This window comes from Gemmatimonadales bacterium (assembly GCA_036265815.1).
GTDB lineage: Bacteria > Gemmatimonadota > Gemmatimonadetes > Gemmatimonadales > GWC2-71-9 > CAVVWJ01.
In genome coordinates this window covers 42,961-65,191 of record DATAOI010000022.1, presented here as the reverse complement: position 1 = coordinate 65,191, position 22,231 = coordinate 42,961, and the positions used below count along the sequence as shown (strand labels likewise).

Here is a 22,231-nt window from a genome sequence, read left to right as displayed (position 1 = left end):
CACGAGGGGACAGCCAAATGTAACAGGAGCGTAACACCGAAAGGCGTTAGCGCTCTTCGGGGGCGGGACGGACCAGGGTCGAGAGCAGGAAACTCACGATTCCCACCACCAGCCCACCCCAGAACGCCGGCCAGAATCCGGCGACAGTGAATCCCAGGTCCCAGCGTTCGGAGAGCCAGCCGGTCACCAGCAGCAGTACGGCGTTGATCACCAGCGTGAAGAGGCCCAGCGTCAGGATAATCAGCGGGCAGGTGAGGACCGTGAGCAACGGCCGCAGCAGGCTGTTCACCGCCCCGAACACCGCCGCCACCAGGAACAGACGAACCGGGCCGCCGGAGAAGTCGAGGCCCGAGATGAAGTACGCCGCCACCCAGAGCGCGGCGGCGTTGAAGACCCAGTGCAGCAGCAGGGATCGCATGGGTGTCGGCGGCGGCCGTCGCTAGCCGATGACGCCGCCGCCGAGCACGCGGCCATCGGTCTGGTAGAGCACCCCCGATTGGCCCGGAGTGATCGCCCGGACCGGAATGGCCAGCGCGAGCTCGAGCGACTCCGCGCCCCGCTCGAGCACGGTGGCCGGGACCGGGCGGGCCCGATAGCGGAGCTGGATTTCGCAGGCGTCGCCCGGGTCGAGCTCGTCCGCCAGCCAGTTGAGCTCCTCCAGCCGCACCTGGTGGCCGGCCAGCTCATCCGCGGTGCCCACCACCACCTCGCGGCGTTCCGGCCGGATGGCCACCACGTACCGCGGTGCGCCGAATCCCCCGGGCAGGCCCTTCCGCTGGCCGATGGTATAGCGGGCGTACCCGCGGTGCTGGCCCACGATTTCGCCCGCAGTGGTCACCAGGGGGCCGGGCGCGAGCGCGGGGGCATCGGCCGGGAGCTCGCGCTCGAGCACGGCGGCGTAGTCGTCATCGGGGACGAAGCAGATCTCCACCGACTCCGGCTTCTCCGCCGTGGTGAGGCCCAGGCGGCGGGCGTACTCGCGGGTCTCCGCCTTGGATAGCTCGCCCACCGGCGTCAGCATCCGCGCGACCACCGCCCGGTCGATGCCCCAGAGGAAATAGCTCTGGTCCTTCCGGGGGTCGCGGCCGCGGTAGAGCGCGCCCTCTCGGGCCACGGCGTAGTGGCCGGTGGCGAGGTAGGCGCAGTCGAGCGCATCCGCGTGCGCCAGCAGGTCGCGGAACTTGGTGAAGGAGTTGCACCGGACACAGGGGATCGGGGTGCGTCCGCGGCTGTACTCGCTCACGAAGTTCTGAATCACGTGCAGATCGAACCGGTCCTCCAGATTGAGCACGTAGTGCGGCACACCCAGGGCATGGGCCACGTCCCGCGCGTCGTTGATGGAATCGAGCGAGCAGCAGGGGCGGTCCGGCACCGAGTCGCCGTAGCAGAAGAGCTTCATGGTGGCGCCGACCACGTCGTACCCCTGTTCCACCAGGCGCGCGGCCGCCACCGAGCTGTCCACCCCGCCCGACATCGCCACCAGTACCCGCTCAGACACGGCCCAGCACTCCCGCGAGCCGGCGAACCTTGGCGACCACATCGGGCATGACCTCGACGACCCGCTCGACGTCGGCCGCCGTCGACTCCCGGCCAAAGCTGAAGCGGATGGCTCCGAGCGCCAGCTCCCGCGGCACACCCATGGCCGTGAGGACGTGGGAAGGCTCCACCGCCCCGGTTGAACAGGCCGATCCGCTCGACGCGGCCACCCCGGCGAGATCGAGGTGCATGAGCAGCGCTTCGCTGTCCGCTCCCGCGACGGAGACATTGAGGATGTGGGGCGCGCGCCCGGTCATCTCCCCGTTCACCACCAGGTCGGTCAGCCGGGCCTTGAGCCGGCCCGCCAGATCATCCCGAAGCAGCCGCAACCGCGCGCTCTCCTCGGCCTGCTCCTCCCGGGCCAGGGCAGTGGCGCGCCCCAGGGCGACGGCGCCGGCCACGTTCTCGGTGCCCGGCCGGATCCCGTACTGCTGACCGCCGCCGTGAATGATCGCCTCGACCGCTTTTCGGTCGCGCACTACGAGGGCGCCGATCCCCTTGGGCGCCCCGATCTTGTGCCCGGACAGGGTGAGCAGGGTACACGGCAGCTCCCGCACCGACACCGGCAGCTTGCCGAACGCCTGTACCGCGTCGGTATGAAAGTAGGCCTTGGCCGCCTGGCACCGGGCCGCGATCTCCTGTACCGGTTGCACCACCCCGATCTCGTTGTTGACCCACATGATCGACACCACGGCCGGACCGTCCGCCAGCGCCCGATCCAGCGCCGCCAGATCCACGATTCCGTCGGAGTCGACCGCCAGGATCACTTCGCGGCCGCCCAGGTGACAGACGGCGTGGGCGGCGGCGAGGATGGCCTTGTGCTCGATGGCGCTCACCACGGCGCACATGGCGCCGCCGCGGTCGCGCGCGGCCAGGGCGGCCCCCACGATCCCCAGGTTGTCCGCCTCGGTCCCGCCCGAGGTGAAGATGACCTGGTTGGGCTCGGCGTCCACGGCCTGGGCGACCTCCCGCCGCGCTTGCTCCAGACCGGCCCGCGCGGCGCGGCCGAACCGGTGGGCGCTGGACGGGTTCCCGAAGGTTTGATCGGTCAGGTATGGCAGCATCGCCTCCAGCACCTCCGGACGGACCGGTGTGGTGGCGGCGTGGTCGAGATACACGGGGGCGTGTGACATGATGTGAAGAATATTACATGCTCTGAACGCCGAGCGTCACGACGTCGTCGACCAGCATGGTCTCGTGGGTGAAGAACGGCTCTCCGTAACGGGTACGGATGAGGGAGCCGTAATGGGCGTTCTGGAGCTCGATGAGCGAGTAGAGGTCCTGTCCGGTAGGGAAGATCTCGCCCGCCGCCCTGGCGCCATCGAACTGGCTGCCATAGCAGCGGATCGAGGCGAGCTTCCGGTCGAACTGTGCGCTGATGTCCACCACGAACGTCGGCTTGAGCGGGTCCTCCCGGTAGGACAGGGCGTAGAGCAGCTTGAACGGCCGGTGGGGGGTGCCGGGGGCGTCATACTTCGACAGCCCCGCCAGGTAGCAGGCATCCCGCCCGATCTCGGAGGCGATCCGGTGGTCCGGATGGCGCCCCACGGGAAAGGGAAGAATGACGACCCGCGGGGCGAATCGGCGGATCTGCTCCACCACGACGCGCCGGGTCTCGTCGGTGTTCTGCAGGTGCGCGTCGGACAGGCCGGCATTTCGCCGCTCGGACACACCCAGGATGGCCGCTGCCCGCTGTGCCTCCTCGGCACGCAGCTCGGCGCTGCCTCGAGTCCCGCTCTCGCCACCCGTCAGGTCGAGAATGGCGGCCCGGTGGCCGGCGTCCACGGCCTTGAGCAGCGTGCCGGCACAGGTGAGCTCGACGTCGTCGCGGTGGGCGGCGATGGCCAGAACATCCACGGGCATGGGGGCTCCGGAGGCGTTGCACGGGTCAGGCCCTTCGCTTGATCCGTCGCACCAAGAATATCCCCGCCCCGGCGGCCGCCGCCACCGGTACCACGAAGCCCAGCGACGCGATCACCCCGGCGAGCAGCGCCACGAAGTTGCGCCAGGCCTGGCGCATCGCCTCCCAGAGGGGGTTCCAGCCCGGCTGATGGGCCAGGATCGGCGGAGGCTCGTGGATGGTGACCGAGAGCGTGCTGAGCGCCACCCGGCTCTTGAGATAGCGCAGGCGCCCCTCCTGGCGCTCGATCTCCTCCCGCACCCGAGCCAGCTCCCGTTCAACCGCCAGCACATCCTGCAGTCGTCCCGTGCGACTGCCCAGCAGGTCGATCAGCCGCTCCTCCAGTCGCCGCGAGTTGCCCACCCGCGCCGTCAGATCCACGAACTCCTCGCCCACGTCCTCGGCGCTGATGTTGACGAACTCCACGCGGCCGAGGGGCGGCAACCCGCTGGTCAGCTCATCGAAACGTGCGGCGGGGACTTTGATCTCCATGGTGGCCTGCCGAAGCTGCTCCCGCCCGCTCTGGATGGCGCTGTTGCCGACGAACCCGCCGACCCGCTCCGCCAGCCGCCGCAATCCGTTCATCGCCGGCTCCAGCGAGTCGACTTCGAGGCTCGCGTTGCCGGTGCGGATAACCATGCTCGAGCCCATGGCAGGGTCGGTCGTGGTGGCGGGAGAGTGGGCGAGGGATCCTGCGGCGGCGAGCTCGTCGCGGGGCGCCGAGGCCGGCGCTGCCACTTTCTGCATCATTGGGCCTGCCTGCACATCTGAGCGCGCGTCCGAGCGCTCACGGTTCAGCGTCACCGGCCGGCCCCCGGAGCGGCACGCCAGGAGCAGGCACGCGACCAGGCCAACGGTCCACAGGGAAAACCGCATCGCATCCTCGAGTCACGGGTGAGCGCGGGAGATGCGATGGGCCGGGAAAATCGCACGCCCGCCTCAGGACCGTCACTCGTGCCGCAGCGCCTCCACCGGGTCCATCCGGGCCGCCCGGTTGGCGGGATAGAGCCCGAATACGAGCCCGATGCCGATGCTCACGCCCGAGGCCAGGGCGGCGCTCCAGAGCGGCACCGAGGACTCCAGGTTCATGGCCGCCTTCAGCACCTCGCCGGCCAGCAGTCCGATCACGATTCCCAGGAGCCCTCCCACGAAGGTCAGGGTGGCCGCTTCCACCAGGAACTGCCAGAGGATCTCCCGCCGGGTGGCACCGAGCGCCTTGCGCAGGCCGATCTCCCGGGTGCGATCGGTCACCGAGACCATCATGATCGCCATGACGCCGATCCCGCCCACCAGCAGGGCCACGCTCGAGAGGGATACCATGGCGAGAAAAAAGTAGGTGGTGAACTTCCCGATCACGTCCAGGATCTGGTCCTGGGTGACGAGATCGAAGGTGTTGGGCGCCCCCGGACGGAGCCCCCGTGCGCGCCGAAGGGCGACCGTGGCCAGGTCGCGGACCTGCTCCGGCGGCAGGCCCGGATGGGGCCGCACCGCGATGAAGAGGCTGTTGGTCTGGTCGTACCGGTAATTCTGCCGCGCGGTCTCGAAGGGCATCACTCCGCCGATCTCCTGCCCGGGCGGCTCGAAGATGTTGCCCGGCTTCTGGTAGATGCCGATCACCAGCAGGGCCTTGTCTCCCACGCGGACGTAGCGCCCCAGCGGCTCGATCTGGCCGAAGAGCCGGTCGGCCACGTCGGTCTCCAGCACGATCACGTCGCGGCCCGTCAGCTCTCCGCGGGTGAAGAATCGGCCGCGGAGCAGGGTGCCGCCCTGGATGTCCATGTAGTGCTCATCCGCGCCGAACACCGCCACGGTCTGAGTCCGGGCACCCTGATACTCCAGCCGCTGAAACAGCTGCGCCCACATCCCGGCGTAGGCGATCTCCGGCACCCGCCGGATCGCCTCGGCGTCGGTCGTCGAGACCACCGGCCGGATGCGCACCTGGTAGGGAAGATGGTCCGGGTTCAACGGAGTCTGCGAGAAGAAGCGGATGACGTAGAAGACGCTGGGCCCGGCGGTCTCGATCGCGGTGAAGATCTGGGTGCGAATGCCCTGGACCATCGAGGCGATGGCCATCACCGTGGTGACTCCGATGACCACGCCCAGGATGGTGAGGCCCGAGCGCAGCTTGTTGGCGCGCAGCGAATCGAACGCGATGGTCACGCCCTCGCCCAGACTCCGCAGCATCCCTATTCGGCCCGGAGGGCGGTGATCGGATCGAGCCGCGACGCGCGAGAGGCGGGAAAGACGCCGAACACGATGCCGGCCCCTGCGCCCAGGGCCAGGGCCACTGCCACCGACCAGAGCGTGATCCGCGCGGGAAGCGGGGTGAAGGTCGAGACGGCGGCAGCGAGGCCCCAGCCGGCGAACACGCCCTGCAGTCCGCCCAAGGAGGAGAGCACGATCGCCTCGATCAGAAACTGACGGCGGATGTCTCGCCGGGTGGCGCCGAGAGACTTGCGCAGGCCGATCTCGTGGGTCCGCTCCGTCACGCTCATCAACATGATGTTCATGATTACTATGCCGCCGACCACGATGCCGATGCACACCACTGCGGGAATGGCGGTGAAGAGGAGCCGGGTGAGCCGGCGCCAGAAGGCCACCAGGGCGTCCGCCTTGTCCACGGTGAAATCGTTCTGCTCGCCCGGCCGAAGCCGATGCGCCAGGCGCATCGCCTCCTCGGCGCGCACCATCGCCGGGTCGATCGCTTCCGCCCTGGCCATCTTCACCGAGACGACGGTCGTCTTTCGCCGGCCGTAGTACGCCTCGAAGGTGCTGAACGGCAGCAACAGGAATCCGTCGAACGACTGGCCCAGCACCCGCCCCTTCTTGGCAATCACCCCTTTCACCGACACCTCGCGGCCTGCGATCCGCACCTTGCGGCCTACGGCGAGCGCCGGCTGATCGAACAGCTTGGAGGCCACGTCATAGCCCAGCACCACCACCGGCCGGCGCTCCCGGATGTCGGGATCGGTGAGGGGGCTCCCAGCCAGCATCTGATAGTCTTGCACCACCTGGTAGGGCGGGGTGACTCCGAAGATCAGCACGCTGCCGACCGTGCGCTCGCGGTAGGTCACGTCGTTGACCGGCGTCGGCCAGCCCGACTGGAGCGAGACCGCCTGGGCCTCCGGCAGCGCCCGAAGAACCGCGTCGGCGTCCTCGGCCGAGATCAGCGGGCGCTTGTTGATCGCCCGCACCTGGTCGTCGTCCAGCAGGCCCAGCGCGATGGGAGAGCGGCGCACCTGGAAGGCGTTGGTGCCGATCATCGCTCCGGTCAGGTTCTCCTTGACGTACGCGTTCATCCCCTGGATGACGGCGACGACGACCACCAAGAAACCGACCGAGACGATGATACCGAGGAGAGTAAAAAAGGAGCGCAGTTTCGCGGACCAGATGGCCTGGACGGCGAGCCGCAGGGCCTCGAGAAGGGGCATGCCCTAATGTAACCGGCTACTCGTACCGCAACGCCTCCACCGGGTCGAGCCGCGAGGCCCTGTTCGCGGGATAGAGCCCGAAGAGCACGCCGGTGAGAACCGACGCCACCACCGCCGCCACCACCGAGAGCAGCGGCACCGTGGCCGGGATCCGGGTGAACGACCGGATGCCGTAGGCGATCAGCGCGCCGAGACCCATGCCGATGAGGCATCCCACCAGCGTGAGCGTGGCGGCCTCGACCAAAAACTGGAACATGATCTCGCCCCGGGTGGCACCGAGGGCCTTCCGCACCCCGATCTCCCGGGTGCGCTCCGTCACCGAGATCATCATGATCGCGACCACGCCAACGCCACCGACCATGAGCCCCACGCTGGAGAGCGCGATCATCACCACGAAGAAGCCGGCGGTGATCTTATTGAACGCCTCCAGCACCCGGTCCTGCGTGACGATGGCGAAGTTGTTGGGATCCCCTGGCCGAAGGCCCCGCTTGCTCCGGAGGGCGGCCGTGACCTCTTCCTGCGCGTCGACCGTGCTGGCCGCCGCCGTCGGCACCACCGCGACCTCCATCCAGCCCCGCTCGAAATCGGCCACCTTGGTGAAGGCGGTGTGAGGGATCGCCAGCCGGGGATTGTCCGCGTTGGTGAACAGGGACGCCGCCTCGACGTGGAGCCCGATGACCTGGAACGGCTGGCCGAAGATCTTGATCGTCTTCCCGATCGGATCCCGTCCGGGGAACAGCGACTCGGCGGCCTTGTCGTTGATGACCGCGACGTGCGCCCCGGCACTGTACTCGATCGGCGTGAAATTCCGCCCGGCCAGGATGTCCCCGCCGTTCACCTGGGGCCAGGTGGGCGAGAACCCCGCGACATCGACGCTCTTGAGGTCGATCCCCTCGAAGCTCACCGGCCCCGCGGCGTACTCTCCGATATTCACCTCCCGCACCAGCGGGAGCCGACGGATCAGCTCGGCTTCCTCGGTGGTGATCCATGGCATCCGCCGCCAGGGTGAGAGCTCCTCCGAACCGTCGGACACTTCCAGGCCGCCGGAGAAATAGCGCTGCACGAAGAAGGTCTTGGGTCCGGCCGACTCGAGAATCCGGGTGATGCTCAGGTTGATGCCGGTGATGGCGGAGCCCATCGCGATCACTGCGGTGACCCCGATGGCCACGCCGAGCACGGTGAGCCCGGCCCGCACTTTGTTGGCCTGGAGCGAGTCGAGCGCGATGGCGACGCCTTCCAGCATCCGGCTGGCCAGGGTGATCGGGCGGGACGGAGTCATTCCGCCCTCAGCGCGACGATGGGATCGAGCCGCGACGCGCGGCTCGCGGGATACACCCCCGCGGCCACCCCGACCGTCACGCCCAGCACCACGCCGACGAGCACGGACCAGGGAGCCACCGCGGCCGGGAGGGGCGTCAGCGCCTTGACCACGAACGCGAGCACGATCCCGAAGCCGATGCCGAGGATCGCTCCGGCCAGCGACAGCGTGGCGGACTCCATCACGAACTGCGCCAGGATGTCGCCCCGCCGCGCGCCGAGCGCCTTCCGGATACCGATCTCCCGGGTCCGCTCGCTCACCGCCATGAGCATGATGTTCATGATCACGATCCCGCCGACCACCAGGGAGATGGCGACCAGGCCGGGCAGCGTGAGAAAGAGGACCTTGGAGATCTTCTGCCAGGTGCCCAGGGCGCCTTCCGCGGTCTGAAAAGCGAAATTGTTCTCCTGCCATGGCTTGAGGTGCCGGCGGCCGCGCATGACAGCCTCGGCCTCCGCCATCGCGTTCTGCATCCGGCCGGGGTCGCTGGTCCGGACGATCAGGGCATCCAGGATGTTGATCGGGCAGATGAGGCGCCGGCCAGGCGCGCTGAACGGCATGATGGCGAACTTGTCGAGCGAGAGCCCGAACAAGGTGCCCTGCTTGGCCACCACGCCGATGATCCGGTAGGGCAGCCCGCCGATCTCGACCGTCTTCCCCAGCGGGTCGACATTGGGAAGCAGCTTGGCAGCGAGCTCGTTCCCTACCACCAGCACCGGGAGCGAGGTCTGCACCTCCTGCTCGGTGAAGCTGCGTCCCGCCGTGATCTCGTAGTTCCGGATCCCGAAGTAGCTCGCCTCGGCTCCGACCAGATCGATGTCCTTGGCGACCCGGCCGGCGTATTTCACCTGCACCCGGTCGGAGCAGAATTTGGTGAAGGTGGCGGGGGTGTGGATCCGCTGGCGCACGTAGTCCGCGTCTTCGTAGCTGATGCGGGGCCGGCGCCTCCAGGCGAGCCACACGTCATCAGGAACGTTGCCGGTCACGATGCTGGGCCGCTGGCGCAGCTCGAAGGTGTTCGCGCCGATTAGCGCATTGGCGAACCGGTCCACCATGTAGCGGTTCATGCCCTGCACGATCGAGACGACCGCGATGAGGAAGGTCACCCCGATCAGGACCCCGATCAGCGAGAAGAAGCTCTTGAGCTTCTGGGCCCGGATCGTCCGGAGCGCCATCCGGACCGCCTCGAGCACGGGCATCCTAGGCCGCGGCGCCCCGGGTGAGACGGTCGGTCTCGACGGCGCCGTCACGCAGCACCACCACCCGCTCCGCGTGCGCCGCGATATCGGGCTCGTGGGTCACCATGATCACCGTCTGGCCCGCCGCGTGGAGGTCGGCGAACACCCTCATGATCTCTTCGCTGGTGACGCTGTCCAGGTTGCCGGTCGGCTCGTCCGCCAGGAGGATCGACGGCTGGTTCACCAGCGCGCGGGCGATCGCCACCCGCTGGCGCTGGCCTCCGGAGAGCTCGTTGGGCCGGTGCGCCATCCGGTGGCCCAGCCCCACCCGCTCCAGGGCCGCCGCGGCACGCGCCCGGCGCTCGCGCCCCCGGACGCCGGAATAGACCAGCGGGAGCTCGACGTTGTGCAACGCCGTGGCCCGCGGCAGCAGGTTGAAGGTCTGGAACACGAAGCCGATCTCTCGGTTCCGCACGCGGGCGAGCTCGTCATCGGAAAGCCGGGAGACCTCCTGACCATTGAGCCAGTATTCGCCGCCACTCGGCGTATCGAGGCAGCCGAGCAGGTTCATCATGGTGGACTTGCCCGAGCCGGAAGGGCCCATGATGGCGAGGTACTCGTTGCGGACGATATCCAACGTCACCCCGCGGAGGGCGAGAATCCGCTCGTCGCCCATCTGGTACTCCCGGGTGAGATTCAGGATCCGGATGAGCGGGCTCATGACTGGGCCGTGGCCTTGCTGGTGGTGTCGGCGGCGCGGACCCGGCGACCGTCCTTGAGGTCACGGATCGCCTGGTAGGTGCCTCCGACGATGGTCTCGCCCTCGCGGAGTCCGTCGATCACCTCGAAGTACTCGTCCCCGGCGATACCCACCTTCACCGGGCGGAAGGTCGCGAGCCCATTCCGCACGACGAAGACACCTTCGACCTCCTTCGACCGGTCCCGCACCCGCGAGGTGTCCATCCCCGGCACCGAATCGTTTTCGTTGGGCACCCGCTCGTGGCCCCGCACCGTGAGCGCGATGATCGGAATGCTGAGCGCGTGGAGCCGGGTGTCGGTGACGATCCGCGCCGTGCAGCTCAAGTCCGGCCGGATGTCCCTCGGCGGATTGTCCAGCGTCACCTCCACGTCGAAGTCGACGGCGCGATCGTTCGATCCGGAGGCCGTCTGGGTCGGGGTGAGGCGCGCGCTATGGCTCACCTGGGTGACCCGCCCGACGAACGTGGTGTCCGGGTAGGCGTCGATGGTTACCTGGACCGAATCGTTCGGCTTGAGCCGGACGATATCGGTCTCGTCTACCTGGACCTTGGCCAGGATGACCGATAGATCGGCGATGGTCATCAGCAGGCCGGTCTCCCGGGAGAAGGTACCCGGCACGGCCACCTCCCCCTCCTCCACCGCGAGACGGACCACCCGGCCGGAGATGGGAGAGACCAGGCGGGTCTTGCTCAGGTTGTCCCGGGCCTCCTGCAGACTCGCCCGCGATTGCGCCACCTGCGCCCGGCTCGCCTCGTAATTCGCCTGCGCCACCTGATAGGACGTCTGCGCCTGCTCCGCGGCTTCGGCGGTAATGAGATTGGGGCCCAGTTGGGTCAGCTGGCGGGCCCGGTTCCAGGCCCGCTCGGACTGGTCCAGGTTGGCCTTGGTCTGCGCCAGGGTCGCCTCGGTCGAGCCTACCAGCCCTTGGGCCCGGGACACGGCGGCCTGGTACTGCGCGGGATCGATCTGGAGGATGAACTGGCCCTTGGTGACCAGATCACCCTCCCGGACCGCAATGCGGATGATCCGGCCGGTGATGTCGGCGCTGATGTCGACCGAGGTCTTGGCCTCGATCGTCCCGCTGGCGGTGACCGCGCTGACCAGATCGCGCCGGCCGACCTGCGCCACGCGGACCTCGGTCCCGGCATTCTTCTTCTGCCTGATGCGGTAGGCCACGCCTCCGCCGGACGCCAGCGCGACGACCACGACCAGAAGACCCAGCTTCATCCCGCGCGACATGTGCATTCCTCGTTAGCGAAGGGGACGGCCAACCGCGGCTTCCAGCGCCGCGACGGCTTTGTGGTAATCGTAGACGGCGTTCACGTAGTCGCCTTCCGCACGCTGCACCGCGTTCTGGGCGTCGGACACCTCGAGGGAGGTGCCGGCCCCTAGCCGGTAGCGATCCTGCGCCAGTCGGAGCTGATCCCGCGCGGCCTCGCGATTGGCCGCCTGAACGGCGATCGCCTTGTAGGACGTCTCCAGGCCGAGCATCCGGGCGTGCACGTCGCTGCGGACCTGGAGCCGGCGCGCCCGCACGTCCTCATCGGCATCGTCTTCCTGCGCCCGAGCCTGGGACAAACGGAGCGAGCGGCTGAAGCCGGTGAAGATCGGCAGCGAGATCCGCAGGTTGGCCTGGAATGGCTGGCCGGTGTAATGGAAGGGGAACACGTTGTTGGCATCTCGGATTTGCTGGCTCACCGGATCGAGCAACCCCGTGCCCGCGCTGTTGAGGCCGACCGAGGTGAAGCAGTTGGGGACCACGCCCCCGAGCCCGAGCGCGGAGCGGACCGAATTGTTGTACTGGCAGTCCGCCGCCATCCGCTGCGCGTCGCCCAGGGTCTGGTTCACCAGAAAGTCCTCATTGGTGAACTGCTGGGTGAAGCCGCTCCAGCCGGCCTGCACCGAGAGGGTCGGCAGAAAGTCCGATTTGGCCGCTCGGACGTCCCAGGTGGCGGCGGAGCGCCGGGCTCTAAGCGATCGGAGACTCGGATTCTGTTGCTCCGCCAGCGCCAGCATGCTATCCAGCCGGAAGGTCGGCTCGGTCACCGGGAAGGAGTCGCTGAGGACGATCTGCTCGATCGATACCGGCGACTCGACTCCCATGCGCCGGAGCAGGTCCAGCTTGGCCTCGTTATCGGCCTGGACCGCCCGCAGGAGCGCCACGTCCGACTGGCCCTTGGTGACCTCGGCCTGGCGGACATCGAGGAGGGTGGCCTGGCCCACCTGGTACCGCGCCTTCGCGAGCCGCAGAAAATCCTCATTGCGGATCACCTGCTGCCGTGCGACGTCCACCTGGGCCGCGGCCTGCAGCGCGTTCAGGTACTGGGTCGTGATCTCGGCCCGGAGGGTGATCCCCGCACCACTGATGTCCTCCTCCGTGGCCCGCTGCAGCGCCTTCTGCTGCCCAGGACCAGAGAGCCGCCGTCCATCGAGCTGCCATTGCAGCCCGAGGTTGTATCCCGAGGTGAGGAAGGCAGAGGTCGGCTGGATCAGGCCGCCACCGATATTGGTCTGCCCGGTGCCGATGTACCCCAGGTCGGACGACACGTTGAAGGAGGGAAGCAGATTGCCGTAGGCGTTCCGCACTCCCCACTTGGCGGGGCCCGCATCATTGAGCGTCTGTCGGTAGGTGGGACTGTGGGCTTGCGCCTGGGTCAACGCTTCCGTCAGCGAGAGCGTCACGGCCGAAGCGGGTCGGGCGGCGACCGTCGTGTCCCGGGCGACCGTCGTGTCCCGCGCGATAGTCGTGTCCCGGGCGGCAGCAGTGGTGTCCTGGGCGGACGCAAACTCGGGGACGATGCCAAGCAGCGCGATGAGGCCGAACCAGCGATTCATTGATGGTGCCCTTTGTGGTGTGGACGTGACCGGGGCCAATACGGGACCCTCACCGGCAAGGTTTCAGGTTGCGACGAAGGCCCGACGAACATGTGGATGTTGCGAGGAGGGAGCTATTCGGCCCTGGTAACCAGAATCCCTTGCCCTGGCAGCTCGAGCCGCTGAAGCCCGCCCTGCGCATCGGTCAGCAGCGTGCCGGAAAGATCGCCGGTGAGAGTGACCTTCGCCCCACCGTTGCCTCCCGGCTCGCGCCGCGCCGTGAAGCTGACCCGCCGCCCGGTCCGAGGGAAGATCGCGGTCAGCGGTCTTCCGGCCGGCGTGGCGAGGTCCGCCACCACGATATACAGGGAGTACACCGAGTCGTCGAGCAGCACGACATCGGGTCCTCCCGGCAACTCCCGCCCGGACTCCGATCCCTTGGCCACGGTGCGGACGATCAGCCGAGCCCCCGAGCCGGCCGCAAGGATGACCGTCACGGCCCCCGCACTCTCGACGTCGAGCTGGAATTTGGCCAGCGCCGGTTCGGGGGTTCGCTCCAGGGTGGCTGCGAGCTGGGTGGTGGGTGCGGTCGCCGGATATTTGGCGGTCGCGCTGATCGTGCTTCCCGGCAGCCCGCGGCCGCGGCTCTGCCGCAGACTGAACTCCTCCCGACCGATCTCCCGGCCGCCCTGCTGGATGACCAGCTTGGTCTCCGGCGGCTGCTGTGCCGCCGCCGGGAGGACGTGGAGCATCAGGACAAGGTAAGGCGCGGCGCCGCGCATCCTCACTCCGCTCGCGTCAGGGCCCGGTCAGACAGCTGCGGATCCGATCGAGGATAAATCTATATAGGAGTTCGCCTTTTTGTGCTGAGGCGAGGCTGGGATAGCCGACCGAGCCGGGCGAGCCGGAGGGCAGGTGGCGGCTGTGGCCGGGCCGGTACCGGGCGATCACCTTCGGTGTCAGCGCGAAGTCCTGCGCCTGATCCATCCGGACCAGTTCGGGGGCCAGGTAGAGCATCAGGGAGGTATCCAGCTCTCCCCCCTGTATTGGGGCGCCCGGGTGCTCCAGCAGCGAGCCGAAATCGAGGCTGAAGACATCCATGACCTGGACCGTGGCCTCATCGGTCCGAATGGTGCTCAACGCCTCCAGGTGGGCGTCGCTCGCTTGCGCCGTAAGAATGACGAACTCCCGGACGCCTGCCCCTGCTTCCCAGGACTCGATAAGTTCGTTCATGACACGGTGCAACGTGCGCCGCCTGAGCGCGGCGCCCCCAGGGAAATCACGCGATGGCGTGTGGACGCCGTATTCCACCGTCGGTGCCCGTGGAACGCCGAAGCTGGCCGAGATGTCGTCGGCCAGACGCTCCACGATGAGCGTGTCGCATCCGAGCGGGAGATGGGGACCGTGCTGCTCAGTGGTCCCGACCGCGACCAGAAGGGTCGGCCGCTCCTGCAGGCGCTCCCGTACCGCGTCGGGCGTCATTTCCTTGATCCGCCAGGGGTGTGTCGATTGAGTCATGGGGGACGCTGGTGGGTGGTGGTCGTCCTGGGGGCCGGCGCCGGCGCCGCGGAATGGTTGCGGCATCCATCGCCGGTCTGGGTGGTCGTTACCTCGGTGGTGCTGCTGGCCGGACTCGCGGTGCTCGCACCGCTGGGCGGCTGGCGGCGGCGCGGACTGGCCATAGCGCTCCTCGCCCTCGTGCTGGAGATGGGGTTGGCCCAGTGGCGGCTGTCCGCTATCGAGTTTCGCTGGTCCGCGGAGCGGGAGCGGCGGGTGGACGCCGCCTCCCGCCGCCTGGAGGGCGATCTCCACGCGGCCTTCCACCGGGCCGAGCGCCTGGCGGAGGCAGCGGCGGCCACCAGCCCGGACGACCGGGAGGGCGCCTTCCGGGTGCTCGGGCGATTGGTGCCATCCAGCGGGCCGGAGATGAGCGTGGTGGTGCTCGATTCGCTGGGAACGCCTTACGCCTGGGCCGGCCGCCATCGATTGCCGCCCAGGAGCGAAGGAGACTCCATCGGCTCGCGGGCGACTGGATATTACGTGGAGCTCGAGGCTCGGCGCCACGGCGCCCGCGGCCGGACCGCCGTGGCGGCGATTCTCATCTGGGCCCACCCGGCCGCCCCGGATCGCGGCCGCAGCCTGGCCGAGCTCTTCCGCGAGCGCACCGAGGTGGGGCTCATGGTGTACCCGCCGGGGAAGGCTCCCGACAACGCGGACGTGTTCGACTATCAGGAGCCCACCACCGCCGGTCCGCGCCTTCTGTTCAGCGTGCTGCCCGTGCCGCCGGAGCAGGGCACCGCCAAGGAGCTGGTGTTCGAGCGGGGGAGCCGATCCATCGCCTGGCTGCTCCTCGCCATGCTCGGGCTGGCCTTGAGCCTCGCAGCCCGACCGAGCGAGCGGATCGCCCTGCTCTCGTTGCCGCTCTTGCTGGCCGGGCGCGCGCCGATCGGTCCGGCACTCGGACTGCAGCCACTCTTTTCCCCCGCCACCTTCTTTCGGCCGCTCCTGGGACCGCTGTCCGGCTCGGCCGGAGCGTTGGCGGTGGCCGGCATCCTCCTCACCTTCGCCGGCGTGTGGCTCTGGCGAAAGCGCTTTCCCCATCGCTGGTATGGTTTGGCGCTCGGCGGGGCGCTGCTGCTGGCGGCACCCTATCTCATCAGCAGCCTCGGTCGCGGGATCACCCCGCCGGCCGAGGGTGTATCGGTTGGCCTCTGGCTCACCTGGCAGCTCGCCCTGCTGGTCTCAGTCTCTGCGCTCATCGTCCCGGCCGCGGCCCTCTTCCGGGGCCCGGAGCCGGACCGTCGCACGTCGTGGCGGATCGCGATCGGTGTGGCCATCGCGCTGGCGGCCACTATCATCGGCGTGCTGGTATGGAGTCCCCGGGGCGGCTGGCCCGACTGGTACACCTTTCTCTGGACGCCGGCGCTGCTCCTGGTCACCCTTCCGGCGCCCCGGTGGGCCGCGATCAGCGGCATCGCGCTGGTGGCCGGCAGCTCGGCTGCTCTGGTCACCTGGGGCGCGGAGCTCGCGGGGCAGGTGCAGGTGGCCCAGCGCGATGTCACCCGGCTCGGTGCCGAGGCGGATCCGCTCGCGGTGCCGCTGCTGGAAGGCTTCGGGGAGCAGGCGCGGCGGGCGGCGGCGCCGGCCACGGCATCGGAGATGTACGCGCTCTGGCACGGCTCGCCCCTCGCCGACCAGCGCTATCCGACTCACCTGGCGCTCTGGTCTTCCAGGGGTGCGCTCCTCGACGAGCTGACGCTCGATTCGCTCGACCTTCCACCATCCCTGCTCTCCGGACTGGTACGCGGTCTGGCGCCAGGCGACTCCATGATGGTCGGGCAGGTAGTACGGGTGCCGGGAGTGCACTACGTGCTGGCCGTCCGGGTCGCGCCCAGCGTGGTGATGACGACCGCCATCGGACCGCGGTCCGAGCTCGTCCAGCGCGGCCGTGTCGGCCGGCTGCTGGACCCGTCGGCGCACCGGATTCCGCTGTATCGCCTGACCCTCTCTCCGCCGCTGGATTCGTCCACTCGCCCACCGCGCCCGCACTGGCGGCGGGAAGGATGGTCGCTCCGCAACGAGTACCCGCTGATGCTGCCGGATGGCGTGCGCATCGTCCACGCACGAATCGACCTGCGGGGTCAGCTGCCGCTGTTCGTACGCGGCGTGCTAGTGGTGCTGCTCGACGCGGGAACGCTCGCGCTGCTCTGGTTCGTGGGAGAGTTGATCTCGGGTGCCCGCCCGCCGCGCTTTCACTGGCACAGCCTGGCGCGATCCTTCCGCATCCGACTGGCCGCGACGCTGGCCGCGTTCTTCCTGCTGCCGGTCATCGGGTTTGCCGGCTGGAGCTTCCTGCGGCTGGCGGAGGAGGTGCAGCGCAGCCGGGACCTGCTCATCACCCAGACCCTGCGTGACGCCGTACTGACGGCCGGCGGGGCCGTGCGCGGCGGCGGCCCCATCGTCGAGGACCGGCTGGAGGAGCTCAGCCGCCGCATCGATGCCGATCTCGCGCTATACCAGGGGGGCCGGCTTGAGGGCGCGAGCGCGCCGGTGCTGGAGGATCTCGGCGTCCTGCCGCAGCTCATGGACCCGGTCGCGTTTCAGTCCCTCGCGCTGCACGGCGAGTCGGAGGTGGCTCGCGACGGCTCGCTGCCTCAGCTGGCCGAGCGCGTGGGATACCGAGTGATTCAACCGGGGGGACCGAGCGAGATCGGCGTTCTCGCCACTCCCCAGCCGGCGGATGACAGCTCCCTGGCTGGACGCCAGCTGGACCTCGCATTGGTGCTGCTGCTCGCGACACTGGCCGGCATCGCCGCTGCCTTGGCTGGAGCGCAGCGCGCCTCGCGTGCACTGTCCCGACCCGTCGCCGAGCTGCGGCGTTCGGCGCTCGCCCTGGGACGCGGCCTGGTCATGCCGCCCCATTCGGAGCACCCGCCGCTCGAGTTCGAGCCGGTGTTCGGCGCGTTCGAGCGGATGGCGGAGGACATTCGGTCCAGCCAGCAGGCACTGGAGCAGGCCCGGCGGCGGACCGACGCGGTGCTGGCCACGGTCGCCACCGGAGTCGTGGGACTCGACCCGGAGGGCCGGGTGCTCCTCGCCAATCCGCGCGCGGTGGATCTGCTCGGAGCGCGGCTGGAGGAGGGCCAGCCCTTTCTGGAGTGTCTCTCACCCGAGTGGATCATCCTGGCCGCCGAGGTCCGCTGGTTCCTGGACAATCCGACGGCTCAGGCCTCGACCGAGCTCGAGGTCGGAGGCCGGCGCCTCACCCTGCAGCTCGCGGCCCTCGGACCGGAGGTGCGCGGGGTGGTGATCGCGCTCAATGACGTGACCGATGTCTCCCGGGCACAGCGCGTGCTCGCCTGGGGAGAGATGGCGCGCCAGGTCGCCCACGAGATCAAGAACCCTCTCACCCCGATGCGACTGGGGCTCCAGCACCTCCGGCGGGTCTACCGGGACCGTCGCACCGACTTCGACCGCACGCTGGAAGAGACCGCGGAGCGGATGCTCAGCGAGATCGACCGTCTGGATACCATCGCCCGCGCCTTCAGCCGCTTCGCGGCGCCGGCCGAAGACCAGCAGCCCCTCGAGCGCATCGATCTCGGCGTCGCGGTCGCGGAGGTGGTCCAGCTCTATCGCTTGTCGGAGGATGGTTGCGAGATCCGGCTCACCGCGGAGCCCGGATCGACCGGAGCGGCGCGCAGCGACGAGGTGAAGGAGGTGGTGGTAAATCTGCTGGAGAATGCCAGGAATGCCGGTGCGGCCGTGGTGGAAATCGCCGTGGGGCCTGGACGGATTCGGGTGGCCGATGACGGCAGTGGCATCCCACCCGACCTCCTGCCGCGGATCTTCGAGCCGCGATTCTCCACCACCACCAGCGGCTCCGGCCTGGGGCTCGCGATCGTGCGCCGGCTGGTGGAGAGTTGGGGGGGAGAGATCGAGGTGGACAGCGAGGTGGGGCAGGGGACCACCATTCTGGTCCGCCTGCCGGTCTGACCTGCTCTCAGCGGAAGCGGCCCGTGAGCTGAGCCGCGGTGGCCATCGCCAGGGCGTCCTGCTGGGTGCGGGAGGCGCGCAGGATCTGAAGCGCCGCCTGGACCTGGCGATCGGTCTTGGCCTGCCGGCGCAGCATTGAATCGGAGCCGAAGAGCTCGCGCGCGATTTCAAATCCGAGCTGCTCGTCCACGTACCCGCGAGCCTGATCGAAGCTCTCCCGGTCGAGCCGAACCCCAGCCTCCTGCAGCCGCTGGAACAGGCCTTCCCGCATCTCCGGGGTGACCGCGAACGATTCGTTGCTCACGCTCCTGGCGGCCCGCAGCTCGGCCGCATATCCCACCATCACGTCGCGGAAGTGGTCGAGGTCATCGCCCAGGATTCCGATCAGGATGCGCTCGCCGTCCGAGCGGGGGATGGAGCGCACCAGCAGGTCGGGCAGCACGCCGCTGGCGTCCTGCACCGGCCGCCCCGCGTCGGAACGGAAGATCCGAGGCTGGAGCGCCGGTGTGCGGTTGCCGACGCCGCCGGCCGTATCGGCTCTCGGGCGCTGCACGCTTCGGCCGCTGGGGGTGAACCAGCGCGCCGTGGTGAGCTTGAGCGCGACCTCATCGGCCAGCGGGTAGGTGGTCTGCAGCACGCCTTTGCCGAAGGTCGGGGTGCCGGTGAGTACGGCCCGATCGTGGTCCTGCAGCGCGCCGGCCACCAGCTCGGCGGAGCTCGCAGTGCCCCGGTTGACCAGGACGACCAGCCGGAGGCCGTTCCACTCGCCCGAGCGTCCGGCCAGGTAGGTCTTCATCTGGCCGGAGGAGCGGCCGAGCGACGTGGCGACCGTATCGCGCGGATGGAGGAACAGGCTGGCCACGCCGACGCCTTCTCGGATGAGCCCTCCCGGGTTGGACCGCAGATCGAGCACCAGGCCGGTGATGCCCTCGGCTACCAGGTGGTCCACCGCCTGCCGCAGCTCGTCGGTGGCCCCGTCGCTCATCCGCCGGAGCACGACATACCCGATGTTCCCCTGGAGGATCATCCCCTCGGAGGCCGCGGGAACGTGCACCTCCGTGCGAGTGAGCCGCCGGACAACCGCCCGGCGCGCGCCTTTGGGCAGCACCACCAGCGTCACCGTGGGCCCGGTACCGCTCCGAAGCTCCTCGTCCAGCTTCCGCACCGACCAGCCCTTGGTACTCTTGCCGTTGATGCTCAGCACCTGATCGCCTGGGGCGATGGCTCCAAAGCTGCCATAGCCGCTGATACCCGACTCGGTCGGCGTCTTCTCCAGTCCGAGGTCCACTTCGGTGCCGGTCATCTGCCGCTGATACTCCCGGTAGCCGTCCTTCACCAGCAACTCGGCGTACGGATCGTTCAGTGACTTCACCAGCGCATCGGAAGCGCGCTGGTAGAGGTCACCCTCGCCCAGCGAGTCGACGTAGTGTCGGTGAATCGTCGCGACGACGTCCTCGAACAGGCGGGCCTGCTGGTACACCCCACCCTCCGCGGACGGTCGGGGCCGAAGCAGCCAGCCGCCGCTCGCGAATGACAGAGCGACGATGGACGTCAGCGCAACCCAGCGAGCTCGAGGGAACGATTTCATCATGGCCCATGGCTCCCGCACAATGCGAGAAGGTCTGCCGGATGCAACCTCGACGGAGGAGAGACGGCGGGATGAAGCCTCTGAAGGAAAGATGCAGCAAAAGGGAGGCCGCCGGTAGCCGTCATATGCCCCCCGGCCGAGGCAGCCAGCGGGACAGGGCATCGGCCAGGGACTGACCGCCGATGGCCAGGTCCAGTCCAGTGCCGCCGTGCTTCCGGGTGGTCGACGAGTCGGCCTGCGTGCAGTGCTGAACGATATCCTGCAACTCGTCTGCGGCTATCCCTGTTCGTTCGCGCTGGAGAGCCATCCGAAGATGGCTTCATCGATTTGCGGTCTCCACCTCGCGCTGGAGGATGTGCGAGGCCGTGGGAGGGTCGCACGCGATGCAGGGGGAAGTCCAGCGCCTGCCAATCCACCTCGAGGAAGCCCAGCGCGTCGAGCGTCAGGCCCCGTGTCAGGTCCTCAAGAGCAACTCGGATAACCGGAGCGGCTCAGGCCCGAAGCCTGGCCCTGATCACGCCAGGGAGCCCGGCCCAGCCGGCGCCTCGTTCGATGTCCGCCAGGCGGCGGCCGACGAGGTGGGCCGAGCGGTGGCCCGGCGCGAAGTGCGGCCGAGGGTGGATGGAGAAGGACCGGCGTAACACCGTCTTTTCGACATCCTCGAGCATAGCGGTGTTGTGGATCCAGCCGCGACCACTCTGTACGTCGCCCGCGCTCGAGCTCGGGTGGGCGCCCCAGGGTGGGGCCACGAGCGCCGAAAGGAGGGCAGGCCAGGCGTTGATCCCGACCGCGCCATACCGGAGCTGGGCGACGGCGCGCTCGACGGCCGCCCCGAGCTCGTGGTCGGCCAGCGTGCGGGGGTGAACGATCAGGGAGGCGGAGAGGGTCCCCCACACCCGCTCGTTTACGAACCCGACGGCATGATGCAGGTATTCCAGGGGATCGCGACCGCCAACGGAGGTTTCCCCCACGATGGGACAGAACGCCTCGGTCGAGAACAGCGGCTCGCGGCGGTCCGCGGCGTCGAGGCCGGGGATCAGCGTCCACGGGAGCGCCCCGGCGACCGGCTTACCGACGCATCGGCCGTTGGGGTGATTCTCCGTCAGGCGCTCCCATCGCTCGAGGGCGCCGGGATAGAACGGGATCCGCAACGGGGCGCGGCTCAAGGCGTCCTCCAGGTAACGGAGGAAGGCCGCGCGCTGCGGCCAGCCGAGTGCCGTGACGATCAGCCGCGGAGTCGTCCGGTTGCACCCGGCATTCTGGACCATGGCGCCGGCGAGCCATTCCGCATGGGCGGCGAGCTGCCGGTCGAGGTACGGCCCCGGCACGATGAGCACCGGACTCACATTGCCGAGCTGGGCGGTGATCGGCTTGCCCGGTGCGGGTGTGTCGTCGACCCTGCGCCTCCGCTCCCGGGAATTCCCACCCCAGTGCAGCGCAGTGTGGGTGGCGGAGAAGCCGGTCAGGTGGATCTCGTCCACTCCCGGGTGTTGAGCCAGGTAGGTTCCCTCGTCGTGGCCTCCATACACGATCCGCAGAAAGTCCTGCTCGATCGCCGCGGCAAATGCGTGCTCCAGGAGCGGGCCTAGATAAGCGTTCACCGGGTGCATCTTGAGCAGACAGACCTTCCCCTCATTGAACAGCTTGATCAGGAGATCATGGCAGGGGAGCGCGGCCGCACTGCCACCGCTGAGGATGAGCACGACTCCGCCGGATCCCGGTGTCTCCTTGTAGAAGCGCGCGCGAGTCGCCCGCATCTCCGGCTCTTCCACCGCGGCCCGCATATGGACCTCGGCGCGGGTGCCGCCGAGGACGAGCGAGTCCAGGACGCTTCCCGGAAAGGCTTCGACCGACAATCGGCCGTCGACGGTGCTGCCGACGCGGCCGAGCGGCGGCTGCCTGCGGCAACCAAAGGCGGAGAGCGCCTGGATCAGGAGTCGCAGGTGGCGCAACACCGGCCACGGCCCGAGCAGCCACTCTTCCCCTTCGAGTGGTGTACCGGGCACGATTCGCTTGGCCTGGCAGGACAGCTCTACCGAGCGAGCGGTCGTCTGGGCATATCCGGCGCGCATGGCGGTCGCGAGTCGGATGCGGTCGGCCAGGCGGAGCATGGCGAAGCTGGGAGCGGCCTGGTGCAGTCTTGCGACGGACTCGTCCAATCTCCGGCGGTCAGTCGGAGGAGGCACGGGAGGGCCCTGCGAGGCGAGCGCCCCG

General features: G+C 68.9%; 17 protein-coding genes. 1 reads left to right on the top strand and 16 read right to left on the bottom strand.

The window, feature by feature from the left end; all coding sequences use genetic code 11:
- Window positions 1-46 precede the first annotated feature (46 nt).
- From VHR41_03815 to VHR41_03750, 14 genes are all read right to left on the bottom strand, one after another.
- Window positions 47-418 (bottom strand): phage holin family protein, encoded by a 372-nt coding sequence (locus VHR41_03815; protein HEX3233295.1) that lies wholly within the window; start codon window positions 416-418, stop codon window positions 47-49.
- A 21-nt stretch (window positions 419-439) separates the two neighbouring features.
- On the bottom strand, window positions 440-1,498 hold the full coding sequence (gene mnmA, locus VHR41_03810; GenBank protein HEX3233294.1) for a tRNA 2-thiouridine(34) synthase MnmA: 1,059 nt from the start codon (window positions 1,496-1,498) through the stop codon (window positions 440-442).
- A complete protein-coding gene (locus VHR41_03805; protein HEX3233293.1) occupies window positions 1,491-2,669 on the bottom strand; it encodes a cysteine desulfurase family protein in 1,179 nt (392 codons plus the stop codon). Before VHR41_03805 ends, mnmA begins: the two co-directional genes overlap by 8 nt.
- 13 nt (window positions 2,670-2,682) lie before the next feature.
- A complete protein-coding gene (gene bshB1, locus VHR41_03800) occupies window positions 2,683-3,399 on the bottom strand; it encodes a bacillithiol biosynthesis deacetylase BshB1 (GenBank protein HEX3233292.1) in 717 nt (238 codons plus the stop codon).
- A 25-nt stretch (window positions 3,400-3,424) separates the two neighbouring features.
- The gene (locus VHR41_03795) at window positions 3,425-4,312 is read right to left on the bottom strand and encodes a DUF4349 domain-containing protein (protein ID HEX3233291.1); all 888 of its coding nucleotides are present in this window, start codon (window positions 4,310-4,312) and stop codon (window positions 3,425-3,427) included.
- Window positions 4,313-4,384: 72 nt separating this feature from the next.
- On the bottom strand, window positions 4,385-5,620 hold the full coding sequence (locus tag VHR41_03790) for an ABC transporter permease (protein ID HEX3233290.1): 1,236 nt from the start codon (window positions 5,618-5,620) through the stop codon (window positions 4,385-4,387).
- A 2-nt stretch (window positions 5,621-5,622) separates the two neighbouring features.
- Window positions 5,623-6,867 (bottom strand): ABC transporter permease, encoded by a 1,245-nt coding sequence (locus VHR41_03785; GenBank protein ID HEX3233289.1) that lies wholly within the window; start codon window positions 6,865-6,867, stop codon window positions 5,623-5,625.
- 16 nt (window positions 6,868-6,883) lie between these two features.
- Window positions 6,884-8,146 (bottom strand): ABC transporter permease, encoded by a 1,263-nt coding sequence (locus VHR41_03780; protein HEX3233288.1) that lies wholly within the window; start codon window positions 8,144-8,146, stop codon window positions 6,884-6,886.
- Window positions 8,143-9,384, bottom strand: coding sequence for an ABC transporter permease (locus VHR41_03775; GenBank protein ID HEX3233287.1), 1,242 nt, complete (start codon window positions 9,382-9,384; stop codon window positions 8,143-8,145). The genes VHR41_03780 and VHR41_03775 overlap by 4 nt, the downstream gene beginning before the upstream one ends.
- Window position 9,385: 1 nt before the next feature.
- Window positions 9,386-10,084, bottom strand: a complete 699-nt coding sequence (locus tag VHR41_03770) for an ABC transporter ATP-binding protein (GenBank protein ID HEX3233286.1) — start codon at window positions 10,082-10,084, stop codon at window positions 9,386-9,388.
- The gene (locus VHR41_03765; GenBank protein ID HEX3233285.1) at window positions 10,081-11,361 is read right to left on the bottom strand and encodes an efflux RND transporter periplasmic adaptor subunit; all 1,281 of its coding nucleotides are present in this window, start codon (window positions 11,359-11,361) and stop codon (window positions 10,081-10,083) included. Before VHR41_03765 ends, VHR41_03770 begins: the two co-directional genes overlap by 4 nt.
- Window positions 11,362-11,373: 12 nt before the next feature.
- Window positions 11,374-12,957: a TolC family protein gene (locus tag VHR41_03760; protein HEX3233284.1), complete on the bottom strand. Its 1,584-nt coding sequence runs from the start codon at window positions 12,955-12,957 to the stop codon at window positions 11,374-11,376.
- Between the two features lie 113 nt (window positions 12,958-13,070).
- Window positions 13,071-13,718, bottom strand: coding sequence for a hypothetical protein (locus tag VHR41_03755; GenBank protein ID HEX3233283.1), 648 nt, complete (start codon window positions 13,716-13,718; stop codon window positions 13,071-13,073).
- Between the two features lie 16 nt (window positions 13,719-13,734).
- Window positions 13,735-14,454, bottom strand: coding sequence for a creatininase family protein (locus tag VHR41_03750; protein ID HEX3233282.1), 720 nt, complete (start codon window positions 14,452-14,454; stop codon window positions 13,735-13,737).
- Window positions 14,455-14,469: 15 nt separating this feature from the next.
- On the opposite strand from VHR41_03750, the gene VHR41_03745 reads away from it, so the two are divergent.
- Entirely contained in the window at window positions 14,470-18,429 is a 3,960-nt protein-coding gene (locus tag VHR41_03745) for an ATP-binding protein (GenBank protein HEX3233281.1), read from the top strand.
- 7 nt (window positions 18,430-18,436) lie between these two features.
- On the opposite strand, the gene VHR41_03740 is transcribed toward VHR41_03745, so the two are convergent.
- Window positions 18,437-20,020, bottom strand: a complete 1,584-nt coding sequence (locus tag VHR41_03740) for a S41 family peptidase (GenBank protein ID HEX3233280.1) — start codon at window positions 20,018-20,020, stop codon at window positions 18,437-18,439.
- A 488-nt stretch (window positions 20,021-20,508) separates the two neighbouring features.
- On the bottom strand, window positions 20,509-22,176 hold the full coding sequence (locus tag VHR41_03735; GenBank protein ID HEX3233279.1) for a hypothetical protein: 1,668 nt from the start codon (window positions 22,174-22,176) through the stop codon (window positions 20,509-20,511).
- Window positions 22,177-22,231 lie beyond the last annotated feature (55 nt).